The sequence below is a fragment of the Polaribacter sp. YIW18 genome, from assembly GCF_057219325.1.
On sequence record NZ_JBXVVE010000001.1, the window covers coordinates 321,598 to 336,142 of the forward strand.

The following is a 14,545-nucleotide window of genomic DNA, read 5'->3' on the forward strand; positions in this document are numbered from 1 at the left end:
CTTGGTAAGATTAACACAAAATTAGTAATTAAAAAATGTATATTTGTACTATATCACATGAAATTTAATTTATGTCAGACGCGTTAGTCATCATTCCTACTTACAACGAAAAAGAAAACATAGAAGCCATCGTTAGAGCTGTTTTTAGTGAAGAAAAAGAATTCCATATTTTAGTTGTAGACGATAATTCTCCTGATGGAACTGGCACTATTGTAGAAAACTTAACAAAAGAATTTCCAAACCAACTTTTTTTAGAAAAAAGAAAAGAAAAAAATGGTTTAGGTACTGCTTACATTCATGGTTTTAAATGGGCTTTGTCAAAAAAATATGACTACATGATCGAGATGGATGCTGATTTTTCTCACAATCCAAAAGATTTGGTAAGATTGTATAATGCCTGTGCAAAAGAGGGTGGAGATGTTTCTGTAGGTTCTAGATATGTAAACAACCAAGTAAACGTAGTAAATTGGGATATTAAAAGGTTGTTACTTTCTTATTTTGCATCAAAATACGTACGTATTATAACTAGAATACCCATTTTTGACACTACTGCTGGTTTTGTTTGCTGGAAACGTAAAGTTTTAGAAACCATTAACTTAGATAAAATAAAGTTTATTGGTTATGCATTTCAAATAGAAATGAAATTTAAAGCTTGGAAACATAAATTTAATATAAAAGAAGTCTCTGTAATTTTTACAGATAGAGACTTAGGAGCCTCTAAAATGAATGGAAATATTGTTTCTGAGGCGCTTTTTGGAGTGATAAAAATGAGATTAAAAGGATTACCAAAAGATTAAAAATGATGACTTATCTTATAAAAAACGCTAAAATAGTTAACGAAAATAAAACCTTTACAGGAGATGTTTTAATAGAAAACGAAATTATCAAGCAAGTTTCTAAAGAAATTCAGCTAGATAAAAATGTGACAACAATAAACGCAAATGGTAAGTATTTAATACCTGGTTTTATAGACGATCAAGTTCATTTTAGGGAGCCTGGTTTAACGCATAAAGCAAACATTGCTACAGAAAGTAGAGCGGCTGTAGCTGGTGGTATTACCACTTTTATAGAACAACCCAATACAGTACCACAAGCAACCACACAAGAGTTGTTAGAAAATAAATTTAGTATTGCTAGTAAAGATTCTTATACCAATTACTCTTTTATGTTTGGTGGCACCAATAATAATTTAGAGGAGTTATTAAAAACAGACCCGCAAAAAGTGGCTGGGATTAAGTTGTTTTTAGGTTCTTCTACAGGAAATATGTTGGTAGATGATGTAGAAGTTTTAGAAAAGATTTTCTCATCAACCAAAATGATTATTTCTGTACATTGTGAAGACGAAGCAACCATCAGAAAAAATACAGCAGAATTTAAAAAGAAATATGGAGATGAAATTCCTATTAAATATCACCCAATTATTAGAAGCGAAGAAGCTTGCTATATATCTTCCTCTAAAGCCATAGAATTAGCCAAAAAAACAGGCGCTCGTTTGCATATTTTTCATGTTTCTACAGAAAAGGAAACACATCTTTTTAGAAACGATATTCCACTAGAAGAAAAACAAATTACAGCAGAAGTTTGTGTACATCACCTTTGGTTTAACGACCAAGATTATGATGAAAAAGGAACTTTTATAAAATGGAATCCTGCTGTTAAAACAGAAAAAGACAGGCAAGGTTTATGGAAAGCTTTATTAGATGATAGAATTGATGTTTTAGCTACAGACCATGCACCACATACTTTAGAAGAAAAAAACAATGTGTATACAAAAGCACCAAGTGGTGGCCCATTAGTACAGCATGTTGTTCCAGCTATTTTAGAAAAAGTAAAAGAGGGCGTTATTACGATTGAAAAAGCAGTAGAAAAAATGAGTCATAATCCCGCAAAATTATTTCAAATTAAAAAACGTGGTTTTATTAAAGAAGGTTATTATGCAGATTTGGTTTTAATAGACCCTAACAAACCACAAACTGTAACTAAAGAAAATGTTTTGTATAAATGTGGTTGGTCTCCTTTTGAAGGTACTACTTTTTCCGCAAGCATTACACATACTTTTGTAAATGGTAATTTAATATATGATAATGGGGTTTTTAATGATGATATTAAAGGTAAAAGGCTAACATTTAATAGATAAAATGAAACATATTTTCATTATTTTTTGTGCTGTTTTAATTTTTTCTTGCACAAGTAATACCATTTTAGAAAAACCAAAAGATCTTATACCAAAAGATAGTATGCAATTGTTACTGCAAGAAATGGTGATTGCTGGTAGTGCAAAATTTATTAAAAATAAAAATCTTGAAAAAAATATTAATTACATGCCTCTTGTATATCAAAAATTTAAAATTGATAGCGCTAGGTTTCAAAACAGTAATTTGTATTATATGTCTAAAATAGATATGTATCAAAAAATATTAGAAAGCGCCAAAGAAAGCATAGAAAAGCAAGGAAAACTATACAAACAAAAACAAACCAGATTAGATTCTATAAAAAAAGACTCTATTGACAAAGTTAGAATTCTTGAAAGAAGGTTAGATAGTATTAAAATTATCAACGATTCTTTAAAACAACAAAGTGTTAAATTATTAGATACCATTAACATCAATATTTTAGACAAAAAAGAAGTCTTACAAAGACAGTAATTATTTTGAGTAATTTTTACAAACGTCTTTAATAACAGTATCTACTTTTTCAAATTGATAGTTTAATGCCTCTTTTATTTTTTGAGAAGAATATTTAGAAACCGAATGTGCACTTCTTGCAGAATACTTGCTTAACAAAGGTTGTACTCCCGAAATTTTAGCTACAAAAGCAGAAGACCTCCACAAAATAGTAGTTTGCCAAGGTTTAATTTTTTTAGAAGGTCTTTTTTTACCAAAACCATCTGCAATGGCAAACAACACATCTTTGTATGTTTTGTTTTCTGAAACTAGAATAAAACGTTGGTTTTTTATGGTAGATTCCGTTAATAAAATCATGGTTTTTACTACATCTTTTACACCCACAAAACCTGTAATCCCTTCTGTAAAATATTTAAAACCATTATAAACCTGACTAAATAATTTACCAGAACCAGATTGCCAAAAACCACTTCCTAAAATAACCCCTGGATTTACAATAACCACCTCAACACCTTCTTGACTTGCTCGCCAAACCTCCATTTCTGCGCCAAATTTTGTAATGGAATACCCACTGTTATCTAATTCCTTATTCCACTCATTTTCTTCGGTAATCAATTGGTCGTTTATAGATTCTCCCACAGAAGCAATAGAACCTACAAAACACAATTTGTCTATTTTGGCATCAATAGATAGGTTTACAATTATTGCTGTACCATGTATATTTATTTTACGCATTTCTATATAATCTTTCGGATTAAAAGAAATAAACGCTGCACAGTGGTACACTTTTTTTACACCTACAAAAGCAGGTATCATTGCAGGTACTTCTGTAATATCTGCTTTAAACCAGTCTATTTTATCTATTAAAGTAACATCGTCTGTATAATAAGAAAATACCTTTTTTACACTTTCTATTTTATCTTTAGAACGATAAATAGCGCGGATTTTTTTATCATTTTTTAATAAATGATACAATAAATGTGCACCCACTAAACCTGTTCCACCAGTTACTAAAATCATACTGCTAAGTTATGGTTTTTTGATTGATAAGTTTATCTTTGTACTGTTAAAACAAGTTATGTTCTAACTTGAATAACAATGTCAGATTGAGCTTGTCGAAATCGATTATTAAAATTCGACAAGATCAATTTGACATTCGTATTTTAAATTCAATTAATTAAAATTTATAATGAATAATTTTATAGAAGAATTACAATGGAGAGAGATGTTGCATGACAGTATGCCAACTACAGAACAGCACTTGTTAGAAAATATGAGAAGTGCGTATGTAGGTTTTGATCCAACTTCAGACTCTTTACATATAGGAAATTTAGTGCCTATTATGTTGTTGGCACATTTTCAAAGATGTGGGCATAAACCTATTGCTTTGGTAGGTGGTGCAACAGGTATGATTGGAGATCCTTCTGGTAAATCTGCAGAACGTAACTTATTAGACGAAAAAACGTTAAGACACAACCAAGAAGCTATAAAAGGGCAATTAAGTCATTTTTTAGATTTTACTTCCGATGCAAAAAATGCAGCTGTTTTGGTAAATAATTACGATTGGATGAAAGATTTCTCTTTCCTTGAATTTATTCGTGATGTTGGTAAACACATTACTGTAAATTACATGATGGCAAAAGATTCTGTAAAAAACAGAATTGGTTCAGAGTCTAAAGAAGGGATGTCTTTTACAGAGTTTACCTATCAATTAGTACAAGGTTACGATTTTTTACATTTGTACCAAAATAATGGCGCTACTTTACAAATGGGTGGGTCAGATCAATGGGGAAATATTACAACAGGTACAGAATTAATTAGAAGAATTGGTGGTGGAAAAGGGTATGCAATTACCTGCCCATTAATTACAAAGTCTGATGGTTCTAAATTTGGAAAATCTGAAGGAGGAAATGTTTGGTTAGATGCCAACAGAACATCACCTTACAAATTTTACCAATATTGGTTAAATACTTCTGATGAAGACGCAGAAAAATATATTAAAATATTTACTTTTTTAAAGAAAGAAACCATACAAACTTTAATTGCAGAACATAAAGAAGCACCACATGCGCGTATTTTACAAAAACGTTTAGGAGAAGAAGTTACTTTATTAGTACATGGCAAAGAGGCTTATGAAAATGCAATTAAAGCATCTGCAATTTTATTCGGAAAAAGTACGGCAAGCGATTTAAAATCTCTAGACGAACAAACATTTTTAGATGTTTTTGATGGTGTGCCACAAGCCACTGTTTCTTTAGGTGATATTGCACAAGGGTTGGATATGATTGGAGCTTTGGCTGCAAAAACCAACTTTTTAAAGTCGAATGGAGAAGCTAGAAGGGCCTTAAAAGAAAATGCAATTTCTGTTAACAAAGAAAAGGTAAAAGAAGATTTTACAATCACAAAAGAAGATTTAATAGCTAATAAATATGTGTTGTTACAACGTGGTAAAAAAACGTATTATTTATTAGTGGTAGAATAAGATAATTTTTAAATATTCCAAAAGACATTTCAGGTTTTAAAAACCTGAGAGGTCTTCTGGGTAAAGAAAAAAAACTTACTCTTTACTAATATTCAACCAGTTGGCATCTGCCTTTTTTTAGTTGTAATTTTTTGCTTTTAAACTTGCAGTTATTACAAATAATAAATGATTGCTAATTTTTTCATCTAGATGGTTTTTAATTTTGTCGATGAAGATTTTTAAAGTTTACAACTTTTCTGCTTTTTATTTTACAGTACCATTAAGTTACAGCCTCTAATATCTGAGTTGTCAAAACGCCCAACAATTTCAAATGTGCCGTTTATATAGGTTTTACCTAAATCTTGGGTAGCAATAAAACTGCAAGAGTTGTAATTTGCTAAATCAATCACATTAATTCCACCGTTTTTTTCTGTAGTATTTATGGTTAGGGCGTCTTCTGTATCTCTGATTAAAATTTGCATCCAAGGTGGAGTTTCAAAAACGCCATTTCCTTTAGAATAAGCCTGACTTAATAATTCTGTCATGCCATATTCTGAGTGAATTTTATCAACAGAAAAACCATTTTTTAAAATTGTATGCAACTCTTGTCTTATGATTTCTTTTCTTCTTCCTTTCATACCGCCAGTTTCCATAATTATGGTGTTTTTTAGGTTGAATTGTTGCTTCTCAATTAAATCTAACAAGGCAAAAGAAACTCCAATTAAGAGTACTTTTTGTTCTTTTTTGTCTAATTCTATTAGTTTTTTAGCTAATTCATCTAAATTGTTCAAATAAAAACCGCTTTCTATGTTTTTAGATTTTCTTATCAAATCATCTACCATAAAAACCAAAGAAGACCCTTTACGCTCTAAATAGTTGGGCAATAAAGCTAATACCGCATAGTCTTCTATATTGCCATAAAAATGTTCAAAGCCCTTAAAATAACTTTGTTTATAAATATTAATATCTGTTACAAAATGTTTGCTAGTAACACTACCTGTTGTGCCAGAACTTGTAAAAACTTCATCAATTTCATCTAAAGAAGAAAGTACTTTTCTGCTTTTAAAAAATTGAATGGGTAAAAAAGGAATATCTTTTACTTGGTTGATCTCTGAAGGATGTTTGTATAACAAATCGCAAAAAGACCTGTAAACCTTGTTGTTTTTAAATTGATGCTTAAAAATGGCTAAGGCATTTTTGTTAAAGTCTTCTTGAGATTGTATGTTAAATATTTTTGCTTGCATAAACTTGTACAAAAATAACATTATTGCACGCAACCTTTCACTAATTTTTTATCTAATAAAAAAGAACTAAAATATAAAAAATGAAAACTGTTTTTACCCATAAAAAAAATGAATAAATACATCTTTTTAACAGTGTTTTTTTTTCTTGTGGTTGTAATAGCCAAAATCTAGTTCAAAAAAACTATAAATAATTGCATCAAAATTTACTAAAGTGAAATTACAATCTATTCCAGCAAAATGGTTAGATTATTCCTTATAGATCTTTACAACCAATTCGCCCTTATCATTCATAGAAGCTCTGTACATTCCTGCAGTATTAAATTCAAAAGACATATTTCCGTTTTTGTCTAATGCTACAACACCACCTGTACCCCCTAATTTTGTCAATTTATTTTGTATTACATCTGTGGTAGCTTCTTTTAAAGTTTTTTGTTGGTATTCCATCTGCGCAGAAATATCATAAGCAACTTGACTTCTAATAAAATATTCTCCCCAACCAGTAGACGAAACACCACAAGTTAAATTATTTGCATAGGTACCAGAACCAATAATAGGTGCATCTCCAATTCTTCCCCAACGTTTGTTGGTCATTCCTCCTGTAGATGTTCCTGCAGCAATATTTCCGTATTTATCTAGGGCTACACAACCTACTGTTCCAAATTTCGAGTTTTTAATATCGGCATCATAAAAGGCGGCTTTTTTATCATCATGATCTATCTGCTTTTTAGCTCTATTTTTTATTCTTTGTAAAGATTTATATCGGTTTTCTGTATAAAAATAACTAGGGTCTACAATTTCTAAGCCTTTTTCTTTAGCAAAAATAGAAGCTCCTTTGCCAGATAACATTACGTGATCTGAATCTGTCATCACTTTTATGGATAATTCAATAGGACTTTTTACATTGGTAACTCCAGCAACAGCCCCTGCATTTAAAGTTTTACCATCCATAAAAGAAGCATCTAACTCATTGGTTTCTTCGTGTGTAAAAACAGCCCCTTTACCTGCGTTAAATAATGGAGAATTCTCCATAACCTGAATCGTTTTCATCACTGCTTCTTGACTGGTACCTCCATTTTTTAAAATGGTATGCCCTGTTTTTATAGCTTCTTCTAATTTTGCTACATAAGCAGTTTCTTTGTCATCTGACATGTTTTTCTTTAAAATAGTGCCAGCACCACCATGAATTATAATGGCAAAATCATTCACTTTTTTAGTTATTTTTATTTCTTTAGCGTCTTTTGTCTTTTCTATTTTACACCCGAAAGAAATTAATAAAATTGAAGCAATGTAGAGTAGTTTTTTCATATCTTTTGTTTAATATTAAACAGATGTTAATCTTTTTGTTTAATTTATAAGTGTGTAAAATTATTCGTAAATTCGAACTTCTAAATTAAACAACAAAAACCACTCAGCAAAATGAATAATTTTGGAATACAAAAAACCTTGCAACAATTAGGTATAAAAGACATAAATAATGGAGCATCTACGGGTTCTAATAACTTTTCTAACGGAGAAATTATAGAAAGTTTTTCGCCTGTTGATGGTAAATTGATAGCAAAGGTAAAAACAACCACCAAAAAAGATTATGAACAAGTGATCGAGGCTGCTGGTAAAGCGTTTTTGTCTTTTAGAAATATGCCCGCTCCACAAAGAGGCGAGATTGTGCGTCAATTTGGTAATAAGTTGAGAGATTTAAAAGAGCCTTTAGGCAAATTAGTTTCTTACGAAATGGGGAAATCTTTGCAAGAAGGCTATGGTGAGGTTCAAGAAATGATTGATATCTGCGACTTTGCAGTAGGTTTGTCTCGTCAGCTAAATGGACAAACAATTCCGTCTGAAAGACCAGGCCATGTTATGAGAGAACAATGGCACCCAATAGGAGTTGTTGGTATTATTTCTGCCTTTAATTTTCCAGTGGCAGTTTGGGCTTGGAACACAGCTTTAGCATGGATTTGTGGTGATGTTTGTGTTTGGAAAGCCTCTGAAAAAACACCTTTGTGTGCAGTAGCTTGCCAAAATATTATTGCCCCAATTTTAAAAGAAAACAACTTGCCAGAAGGAATTTCTTGCATAATAAATGGCGATTATAAAGTAGGTGAAATGATGACGAGTGATACTAGAGTTCCGTTAATTTCTGCTACAGGGTCTTCTAGAATGGGACGAATTGTGGGCGCAAAAGTAGCCCAACGTTTTGGAAAATCTCTATTAGAATTGGGTGGTAATAATGCCATTATAATTACACCAACAGCCGATTTAAAAGTGGTGGTTCCTGGTGCTGTTTTTGGTGCTGTGGGTACTTGTGGCCAAAGATGTACCTCTACAAGAAGGTTAATTATACACGAATCTGTTTATGATAAAGTACGAGACGCTATTGTTGGTGCTTACAAACAAATAAAAATTGGGAATCCTTTAGATGAAAATAATCATGTTGGCCCGTTAATTGATAAAGATGCTGTAAACACCTATTTAAAAGCCATAGAAAAGGCAAAAGAAGAAGGTGGAACTGTTTTAGTTGATGGTGGTGTTTTAGATGGAGATGGATACAATTCTGGTTGTTATGTAAAACCAGCAATTATAGAAGCCGAAAATCATTTTGAAATTGTACAACACGAAACGTTTGCTCCTATTTTATATGTGATGAAATATTCTGGTAACATAGAAAATGCCATTGCAAAACAAAATGGTGTTGCCCAAGGTTTATCGTCTGCAATTATGACCAACGAATTAAAAGAAGCCGAAAAATTCTTGTCTTATGCAGGTTCAGATTGTGGAATTGCCAATGTAAATATTGGTACTTCTGGAGCAGAAATTGGTGGTGCTTTTGGGGGCGAAAAAGAAACTGGTGGTGGACGAGAGTCTGGCTCTGATGCTTGGAAGGTTTATATGAGAAGGCAAACAAATACCATAAATTATTCTGATGAACTGCCTTTAGCACAAGGTATTAAGTTCGATTTGTAAGAAAAAAAAAGAGGCTGAAAATTCAGTCTCTTTTTTTATATTATAGCTTAATTTTAATTTTTTTAATTATTCAAAGCTTCTGCTCCACCAACAATCTCTAAGATTTCGTTAGTAATTGCAGCTTGTCTTGCTTTGTTATACGTTAATAACAATTCGTCTCTTAATTCTGTTGCATTGTCTGTTGCTTTGTGCATTGCAGTCATACGAGCACCATGTTCTGAGGCAAAACTGTCTCTTAACGCTTTGTATAGTTGTGTTTTTAAAGACTTTGGTATTAAAGCTTCTACGATTTCTAATTTAGAAGGCTCAAAGATATAATCAGAATTTACTGCTGCTACATCACCGCTTTCTATAGGTTTAATGGGTAGGAATTGTTCTACTTGAGGAATCTGAGTCGCAGCATTTTTAAATTGATTGTATATAATTTCAATTCTATCATACGTGCCATCTACATACATTCCCATCAAATTTTCTGCTACAGCTGCTGTATTATCAAAAGTTAAATCATCGTATAAATCGTTTCTTGTAGCTACAAGGTTATGTCCTTTAGATAAAACGTCTGCTCCTTTTTTACCAATAGAGAATATTTCTACAGAAGTATTTACATATTTTTCTTTAATTGTTTTTACAACTTCTTTGGTAATTGAAGAGTTAAAACCACCACATAGACCTCTGTTAGATGTAACAACTACTAATAATACTTTAGAAACCTCTCTTTGCTCAGAATATGCACCACCAGCATCACTATCTAAAGTTGCACTTAAATTTTGCAACAATTCTGTTAATTTAGATGAATAAGGCCTCATTGCTACAATTGCATCTTGTGCTTTTTTTAATTTTGCAGCAGACACCATTTTCATAGCAGATGTAATCTGCATTGTAGATTTGATAGAGGTAATTCTATTACGTATTTCTTTTAAGTTTGCCATTTACTAGTGTTTAGTTATTAGTGCTTAGTTGTTAGTGCTTAGATTCGTGTAAAGAATTTTTGCGACTAAAAGCTAATGTCTAATTAAACAAAATGCTTCGTTATTTCTGCAGCAGCTGCTTCTAATGTTGCAGTAGCTTCGTCTGTTAATTTACCAGATTTTAAAACATCTAACGTATCTCTATGTTTTGTGTTTAAGTAATCGATATATTCTTTTTCGAACTTTTTAACTTTCTCTACAGGTACATCTTTTAACAAGTTTTTAGAACCTGCATAGATAATTGCAACTTGGTCTTCTACTGCAAAAGGATCGTTTTGTGCTTGTTTTAAAATTTCAACATTACGTTGTCCTTTAGAAATTACACTCATGGTTGCAGCATCTAGATCTGAACCAAACTTAGCAAATGCTTCTAATTCTCTAAATTGTGCCTGGTCTAATTTTAAAGTACCAGATACTTTTTTCATTGATTTAATCTGAGCATTACCTCCAACACGTGATACAGAAATACCTACGTTAATTGCTGGACGTACACCAGAGTTAAATAAATCTCCATCTAAGAAGATTTGACCATCTGTAATAGAAATTACGTTTGTTGGTATATATGCAGATACATCACCTGCTTGTGTTTCGATAATTGGTAATGCAGTTAAAGAACCTCCACCTTTTACAATTCCTTTGATAGAATCTGGTAAATCGTTCATTTCGCTTGCAATTTTATCGTCATTAATAACTTTTGCAGCTCTTTCTAATAATCTAGAGTGTAAGTAAAATACATCTCCTGGATATGCCTCACGTCCTGGAGGTCTTCTTAATAATAAAGAAATTTCACGGTATGCGACTGCTTGTTTAGATAAATCATCATAAATAATTAAAGCTGGTCTACCTGTATCTCTAAAATATTCTCCAATTGCAGCTCCAGCAAATGGTGCATATACTTGCATTGCTGCAGGATCTGATGCATTGGCAGCTACAATAGTTGTGTAAGCTAAAGCGCCTTTTTCTTCTAACATGTTTGCAATAGCAGCAACTGTAGATGCTTTTTGCCCAACTGCAACATAGATACAATATACTGGCTCACCAGCATCAAAAAATTCTTTTTGATTTAAAATGGTATCAATAGCCACAGTAGATTTACCTGTTTGACGATCTCCAATAATCAACTCACGCTGACCTCTACCTACAGGAATCATTGCATCAATAGATTTAATACCTGTTTGTAATGGTTCTGTTACAGGTTCTCTGTAGATTACACCAGGGGCTCTTCTTTCTAATGGCATCTCGTATGTAGTACCCGTAATTGGTCCTTTACCATCTATAGGACTACCTAATGTATCTACAACTCTACCTACAATACCTTCACCTGCTCTTAAAGAAGCAATACGTTCTGTACGTTTTACTGTAGAACCTTCTTTTATAGAAGTAGAAGCACCTAATAATACAACACCTGCATTGTCTTCTTCTAAGTTTAATACAATACCTTCTAAGCCGTTTTCGAATTCTACTAATTCTCCATACTGTACATTAGAAAGACCATAAACACGAGCAATACCATCACCTACTTGTAAAACGGTTCCTACTTCGTTTAAAGTAGCTTTTGCTTCGAAATTTGTTAACTGTTGCTTTAAAATTGCTGATACTTCAGCTGGTTTAATACTTGCCATTTTTAATTGCTTTAAGCTTTTTGCCATATGCTTTAGGCTAAAGCTAATTGCTTAGAGCCTAATGCATATTGCTTAATTATATTTTTGGAACGTAATGACTGTTGTCAAATTCCTTTTTCAATTCGTTTAAATAATTAGAGATACTTGCATCATACTGCACATCTCCAACACGTAAAATAAAACCTCCTAAAATTGCTGGGTTTATTTTGTTTTCTAAGTTTGCTTTGTCTCCTGTTAAAGAAACAATTTTATCTAAAACTTGTTGCTCTACTTCTTTTGTTAAAGGTACTGCTGTTGTTACAGTGGCTACTTGTGTATGTTTTAAATGATCATATACAATAGCGTATTGTTTTGCAACACTATCTAGCATAGCTATCCTTTTATTATCTTCTAATAAATGAAATAAACCCAATGTGATGTTGTTTACCTTACCATCAAACAACGCGTTTAAAACGTTCATTTTATCTGAAGACTTTACAATAGGACTTTTTAACATTACTTCTAACTCGCTATTTTCTGCAATAATAGAAGTAATTAAAGACATATCTGTATTTACTGCAGCTTCTGATTTAGAATCTGTTGCAAGATTTAAAATTGCTTTTGCGTAACGTAATGCTGCTCTTGCGTCTTTCATTTCTTTTTAGTTTAAAGTAACATCTTTTAAGATTCCTTCTACCAGCTCTAATTGGTCTTTCTTATTAGATAATTCTTTTTTAATTACAGATTCTGCAATGCCTATAGATAATTCTGCTACGTTTTTCTTTAACGCTGCTAACGCTGCTTGTTTTTCTTGTTGGATTGAAGCTTGTGCTGTTTCAATTAACTTGGTAGTTACTTCTTTTGCATCTTGTTTTGCATCTGCAATAATTTTATCGCTAATTTCTCTAGCTTCTTTCATCATTGCTTCTCTTTCAGCTCTAGCTTCTTTTGCTAATCTTTCGTTATCTGCAGTTAAATTTTGCATTTCTTTACGTGCATTATCTGCGGCGGCTAAAGCGTTTTCAATACCAGATTCTCTTTCTTCTAAAGAGTTTAATATTGGTTTCCAAGCAAATTTCTTTAACAGCACTAATAAAACAATAAGAATAACCAGTTGTAGTGCAAATAAACCTACTGAAAAATCATTAAAAATATCCATAATATTATTTTTTGTTGTCTAATTTTAAAAAACACATCTATAACCAACCGTTATAGATGCATTTTTGTTTCTGTATCAGATTATTTACCTAAAAGTAAAGCACCAAATGCTAAACCTTCTAATAATGCTCCAATAATGATCATCGCTGTTTGGATCTTACCTGCTGCTTCTGGTTGACGCGCAATACCTTCCATTGCTTTACCACCAATTTGACCAAGTCCGATTCCACCTCCGATTACGATTAATCCTGCTCCAATTAAATTGTACATACTAATTGATTTTAAATATATTAATTAAACAAACTCTAATTCTAATTTATTATTATCTAGATTACTCTAGTTTAATGGTGCTCATGTTCTTCTACAGCCATTCCAATAAACAATGCGGATAGCATTGTAAAAATAAATGCCTGTAAAAAAGCTACTAATACCTCTATAACCGTTAAAAATAAGGTTAAGAAAAATGAAATTCCTGTCGCACCAACAGTTCCAAATTCAGCTTTTAATAATAACATTAAAGCGGCAATACCCATTACAACAGAGTGACCCGCTGTAATATTGGCAAATAAACGTACCAATAAAGAAAATGGCTTTATTAATAAATATCCTGCTAATTCTAATACAGCAAGTATTGGTCTTAACAGTTTTGGTACTCCTGGCATCCATAAAGTATGCATCCAAAAATCTTTACTACCATTGCTTATGTATATTATTAAAGTGAAAATTGCTAAACAAACTGTGATTGCGATTTGACCTGTAACATTAAAACCTATAGGAGTTAATCCCATTAAATTTAATATCCATATGAAAAAAAACACCGTTAATAAATAAGGCATAAACTTTTTATATTTTTTTTCACCAATATTTGGTCTCGCTATTTCGTCTCTAACGTATAAAACAAGTGGTTCTAAGGCACGCCCCAAACCTGTGGGTATTGCTTTAGATTTATATTGTTTTGCTAATTTAGAAAACCCAAAGAAAATTAAAAAGGCCGCTATTAAAATTCCAACAACACTTTTAGTAATAGAAAAATCTAAAACTTTGTGAGCGTTTTTTGCATGGTGTGTTTCATCAAAAGATACTTGAGTAGCCCCATTATCTAATTCGTATATCTTAGAGTGGATTTTAGCTAGTTTTAAACCATCTTTCTCTACGATTACATGACCATCATCATTATGATGAAATTCAGAAGACATAAAAGTTACTAAACCTTTACTAGTCCATACAATTACTGGTAATGAAAAACCAACATGTTTTCTTTCTCCAGCATCTGAAGTGTAGGAAAACAAAGAAAAATCATGAGAATCTGCTAAATGATGTTTAATATAATCATTAATTTCTTGCTTCGTATTTACACGACCACCATCGTTTTGGTTGTCTGTTTTGTTAGATTCTGAAGCAAAACTAAGCGTTGTAAAAAGGCTTATTGCTACTATTGTAAGAAACTTGATAGATTTTTGTGCAATCTTCATTATAAAAATACGCTTTCTAAATTCGGCGCAAAGGTATGCAATAATTCAAAAATACAAAC

General features: G+C 31.8%; 14 protein-coding genes. 5 read left to right on the forward strand and 9 right to left on the reverse strand.

The window, feature by feature from the left end:
• The first annotated feature begins 71 nt into the window (after positions 1-71).
• The 3 genes from AC2D6T_RS01325 to AC2D6T_RS01335 are packed head-to-tail and all read left to right on the forward strand — an operon-like array spanning position 72 to position 2,645.
• Positions 72-797 carry a polyprenol monophosphomannose synthase gene (locus tag AC2D6T_RS01325; RefSeq protein WP_298949793.1) on the forward strand — a complete coding sequence of 242 codons (726 nt, stop codon included), beginning with the start codon at positions 72-74 and terminating at the stop codon, positions 795-797.
• Between the two features lie 2 nt (positions 798-799).
• A complete protein-coding gene (locus AC2D6T_RS01330; protein ID WP_484680203.1) occupies positions 800-2,137 on the forward strand; it encodes a dihydroorotase in 1,338 nt (445 codons plus the stop codon).
• A gap of 1 nt (position 2,138) precedes the next feature.
• Positions 2,139-2,645 (forward strand): DUF4296 domain-containing protein, encoded by a 507-nt coding sequence (locus tag AC2D6T_RS01335; RefSeq protein ID WP_298949790.1) that lies wholly within the window; start codon positions 2,139-2,141, stop codon positions 2,643-2,645.
• On the opposite strand, the gene AC2D6T_RS01340 is transcribed toward AC2D6T_RS01335, so the two are convergent.
• Positions 2,646-3,644 carry an SDR family oxidoreductase gene (locus AC2D6T_RS01340; protein WP_438989441.1) on the reverse strand — a complete coding sequence of 333 codons (999 nt, stop codon included), beginning with the start codon at positions 3,642-3,644 and terminating at the stop codon, positions 2,646-2,648.
• Positions 3,645-3,813: 169 nt separating this feature from the next.
• Between AC2D6T_RS01340 and tyrS the strand changes: the two genes are divergently transcribed.
• Positions 3,814-5,106, forward strand: a complete 1,293-nt coding sequence (gene tyrS, locus AC2D6T_RS01345) for a tyrosine--tRNA ligase (RefSeq protein WP_484680204.1) — start codon at positions 3,814-3,816, stop codon at positions 5,104-5,106.
• A gap of 248 nt (positions 5,107-5,354) precedes the next feature.
• Here the strand turns inward: tyrS and AC2D6T_RS01350 are convergent, their stop codons facing one another.
• Together AC2D6T_RS01350 and AC2D6T_RS01355 are read right to left on the reverse strand one after the other, a co-directional pair.
• Positions 5,355-6,329: a LuxE/PaaK family acyltransferase gene (locus AC2D6T_RS01350; protein ID WP_484680205.1), complete on the reverse strand. Its 975-nt coding sequence runs from the start codon at positions 6,327-6,329 to the stop codon at positions 5,355-5,357.
• A gap of 246 nt (positions 6,330-6,575) precedes the next feature.
• Positions 6,576-7,634: an isoaspartyl peptidase/L-asparaginase family protein gene (locus AC2D6T_RS01355; RefSeq protein WP_484680206.1), complete on the reverse strand. Its 1,059-nt coding sequence runs from the start codon at positions 7,632-7,634 to the stop codon at positions 6,576-6,578.
• Between the two features lie 111 nt (positions 7,635-7,745).
• Here AC2D6T_RS01355 and amaB point away from each other — a divergent pair, with 111 nt between their 5' ends.
• Positions 7,746-9,287, forward strand: coding sequence for an L-piperidine-6-carboxylate dehydrogenase (amaB, locus tag AC2D6T_RS01360; RefSeq protein WP_484680207.1), 1,542 nt, complete (start codon positions 7,746-7,748; stop codon positions 9,285-9,287).
• A 62-nt stretch (positions 9,288-9,349) separates the two neighbouring features.
• Here the strand turns inward: amaB and atpG are convergent, their stop codons facing one another.
• From atpG to atpB, 6 genes are all read right to left on the reverse strand, one after another.
• Positions 9,350-10,216, reverse strand: coding sequence for an ATP synthase F1 subunit gamma (atpG, locus tag AC2D6T_RS01365; RefSeq protein ID WP_484680208.1), 867 nt, complete (start codon positions 10,214-10,216; stop codon positions 9,350-9,352).
• Positions 10,217-10,299: 83 nt separating this feature from the next.
• Positions 10,300-11,877: a F0F1 ATP synthase subunit alpha gene (gene atpA, locus AC2D6T_RS01370; RefSeq protein ID WP_484680209.1), complete on the reverse strand. Its 1,578-nt coding sequence runs from the start codon at positions 11,875-11,877 to the stop codon at positions 10,300-10,302.
• Between the two features lie 76 nt (positions 11,878-11,953).
• Entirely contained in the window at positions 11,954-12,511 is a 558-nt protein-coding gene (gene atpH, locus AC2D6T_RS01375) for an ATP synthase F1 subunit delta (protein WP_484680210.1), read from the reverse strand.
• 6 nt (positions 12,512-12,517) lie between these two features.
• Complete coding sequence (locus tag AC2D6T_RS01380) at positions 12,518-13,015, reverse strand: F0F1 ATP synthase subunit B (protein WP_298949773.1); 498 nt, start codon at positions 13,013-13,015, stop codon at positions 12,518-12,520.
• A gap of 80 nt (positions 13,016-13,095) precedes the next feature.
• Positions 13,096-13,284 carry an ATP synthase F0 subunit C gene (atpE, locus tag AC2D6T_RS01385; RefSeq protein ID WP_053973883.1) on the reverse strand — a complete coding sequence of 63 codons (189 nt, stop codon included), beginning with the start codon at positions 13,282-13,284 and terminating at the stop codon, positions 13,096-13,098.
• A gap of 71 nt (positions 13,285-13,355) precedes the next feature.
• Positions 13,356-14,486, reverse strand: coding sequence for a F0F1 ATP synthase subunit A (atpB, locus tag AC2D6T_RS01390; protein ID WP_438989433.1), 1,131 nt, complete (start codon positions 14,484-14,486; stop codon positions 13,356-13,358).
• Positions 14,487-14,545: the final 59 nt, after the last annotated feature.

Excerpts from the sequence above, each read along its gene's own strand:
- atpA (WP_484680209.1), bottom strand. The coding sequence starts at position 11,877 with ATGGCAAGTATTAAACCAGCTGAAGTATCAGCAATTTTAAAGCAACAG.
- AC2D6T_RS01335 (WP_298949790.1), top strand. The coding sequence starts at position 2,139 with ATGAAACATATTTTCATTATTTTTTGTGCTGTTTTAATTTTTTCTTGC.
- atpE (WP_053973883.1), bottom strand. The coding sequence starts at position 13,284 with ATGTACAATTTAATTGGAGCAGGATTAATCGTAATCGGAGGTGGAATC.
- AC2D6T_RS01355 (WP_484680206.1), bottom strand. The coding sequence starts at position 7,634 with ATGAAAAAACTACTCTACATTGCTTCAATTTTATTAATTTCTTTCGGG.
- AC2D6T_RS01330 (WP_484680203.1), top strand. The coding sequence starts at position 800 with ATGATGACTTATCTTATAAAAAACGCTAAAATAGTTAACGAAAATAAA.
- AC2D6T_RS01325 (WP_298949793.1), top strand. The coding sequence starts at position 72 with ATGTCAGACGCGTTAGTCATCATTCCTACTTACAACGAAAAAGAAAAC.
- atpB (WP_438989433.1), bottom strand. The coding sequence starts at position 14,486 with ATGAAGATTGCACAAAAATCTATCAAGTTTCTTACAATAGTAGCAATA.
- AC2D6T_RS01380 (WP_298949773.1), bottom strand. The coding sequence starts at position 13,015 with ATGGATATTTTTAATGATTTTTCAGTAGGTTTATTTGCACTACAACTG.
- tyrS (WP_484680204.1), top strand. The coding sequence starts at position 3,814 with ATGAATAATTTTATAGAAGAATTACAATGGAGAGAGATGTTGCATGAC.
- atpH (WP_484680210.1), bottom strand. The coding sequence starts at position 12,511 with ATGAAAGACGCAAGAGCAGCATTACGTTACGCAAAAGCAATTTTAAAT.
- atpG (WP_484680208.1), bottom strand. The coding sequence starts at position 10,216 with ATGGCAAACTTAAAAGAAATACGTAATAGAATTACCTCTATCAAATCT.
- AC2D6T_RS01350 (WP_484680205.1), bottom strand. The coding sequence starts at position 6,329 with ATGCAAGCAAAAATATTTAACATACAATCTCAAGAAGACTTTAACAAA.
- amaB (WP_484680207.1), top strand. The coding sequence starts at position 7,746 with ATGAATAATTTTGGAATACAAAAAACCTTGCAACAATTAGGTATAAAA.
- AC2D6T_RS01340 (WP_438989441.1), bottom strand. The coding sequence starts at position 3,644 with ATGATTTTAGTAACTGGTGGAACAGGTTTAGTGGGTGCACATTTATTG.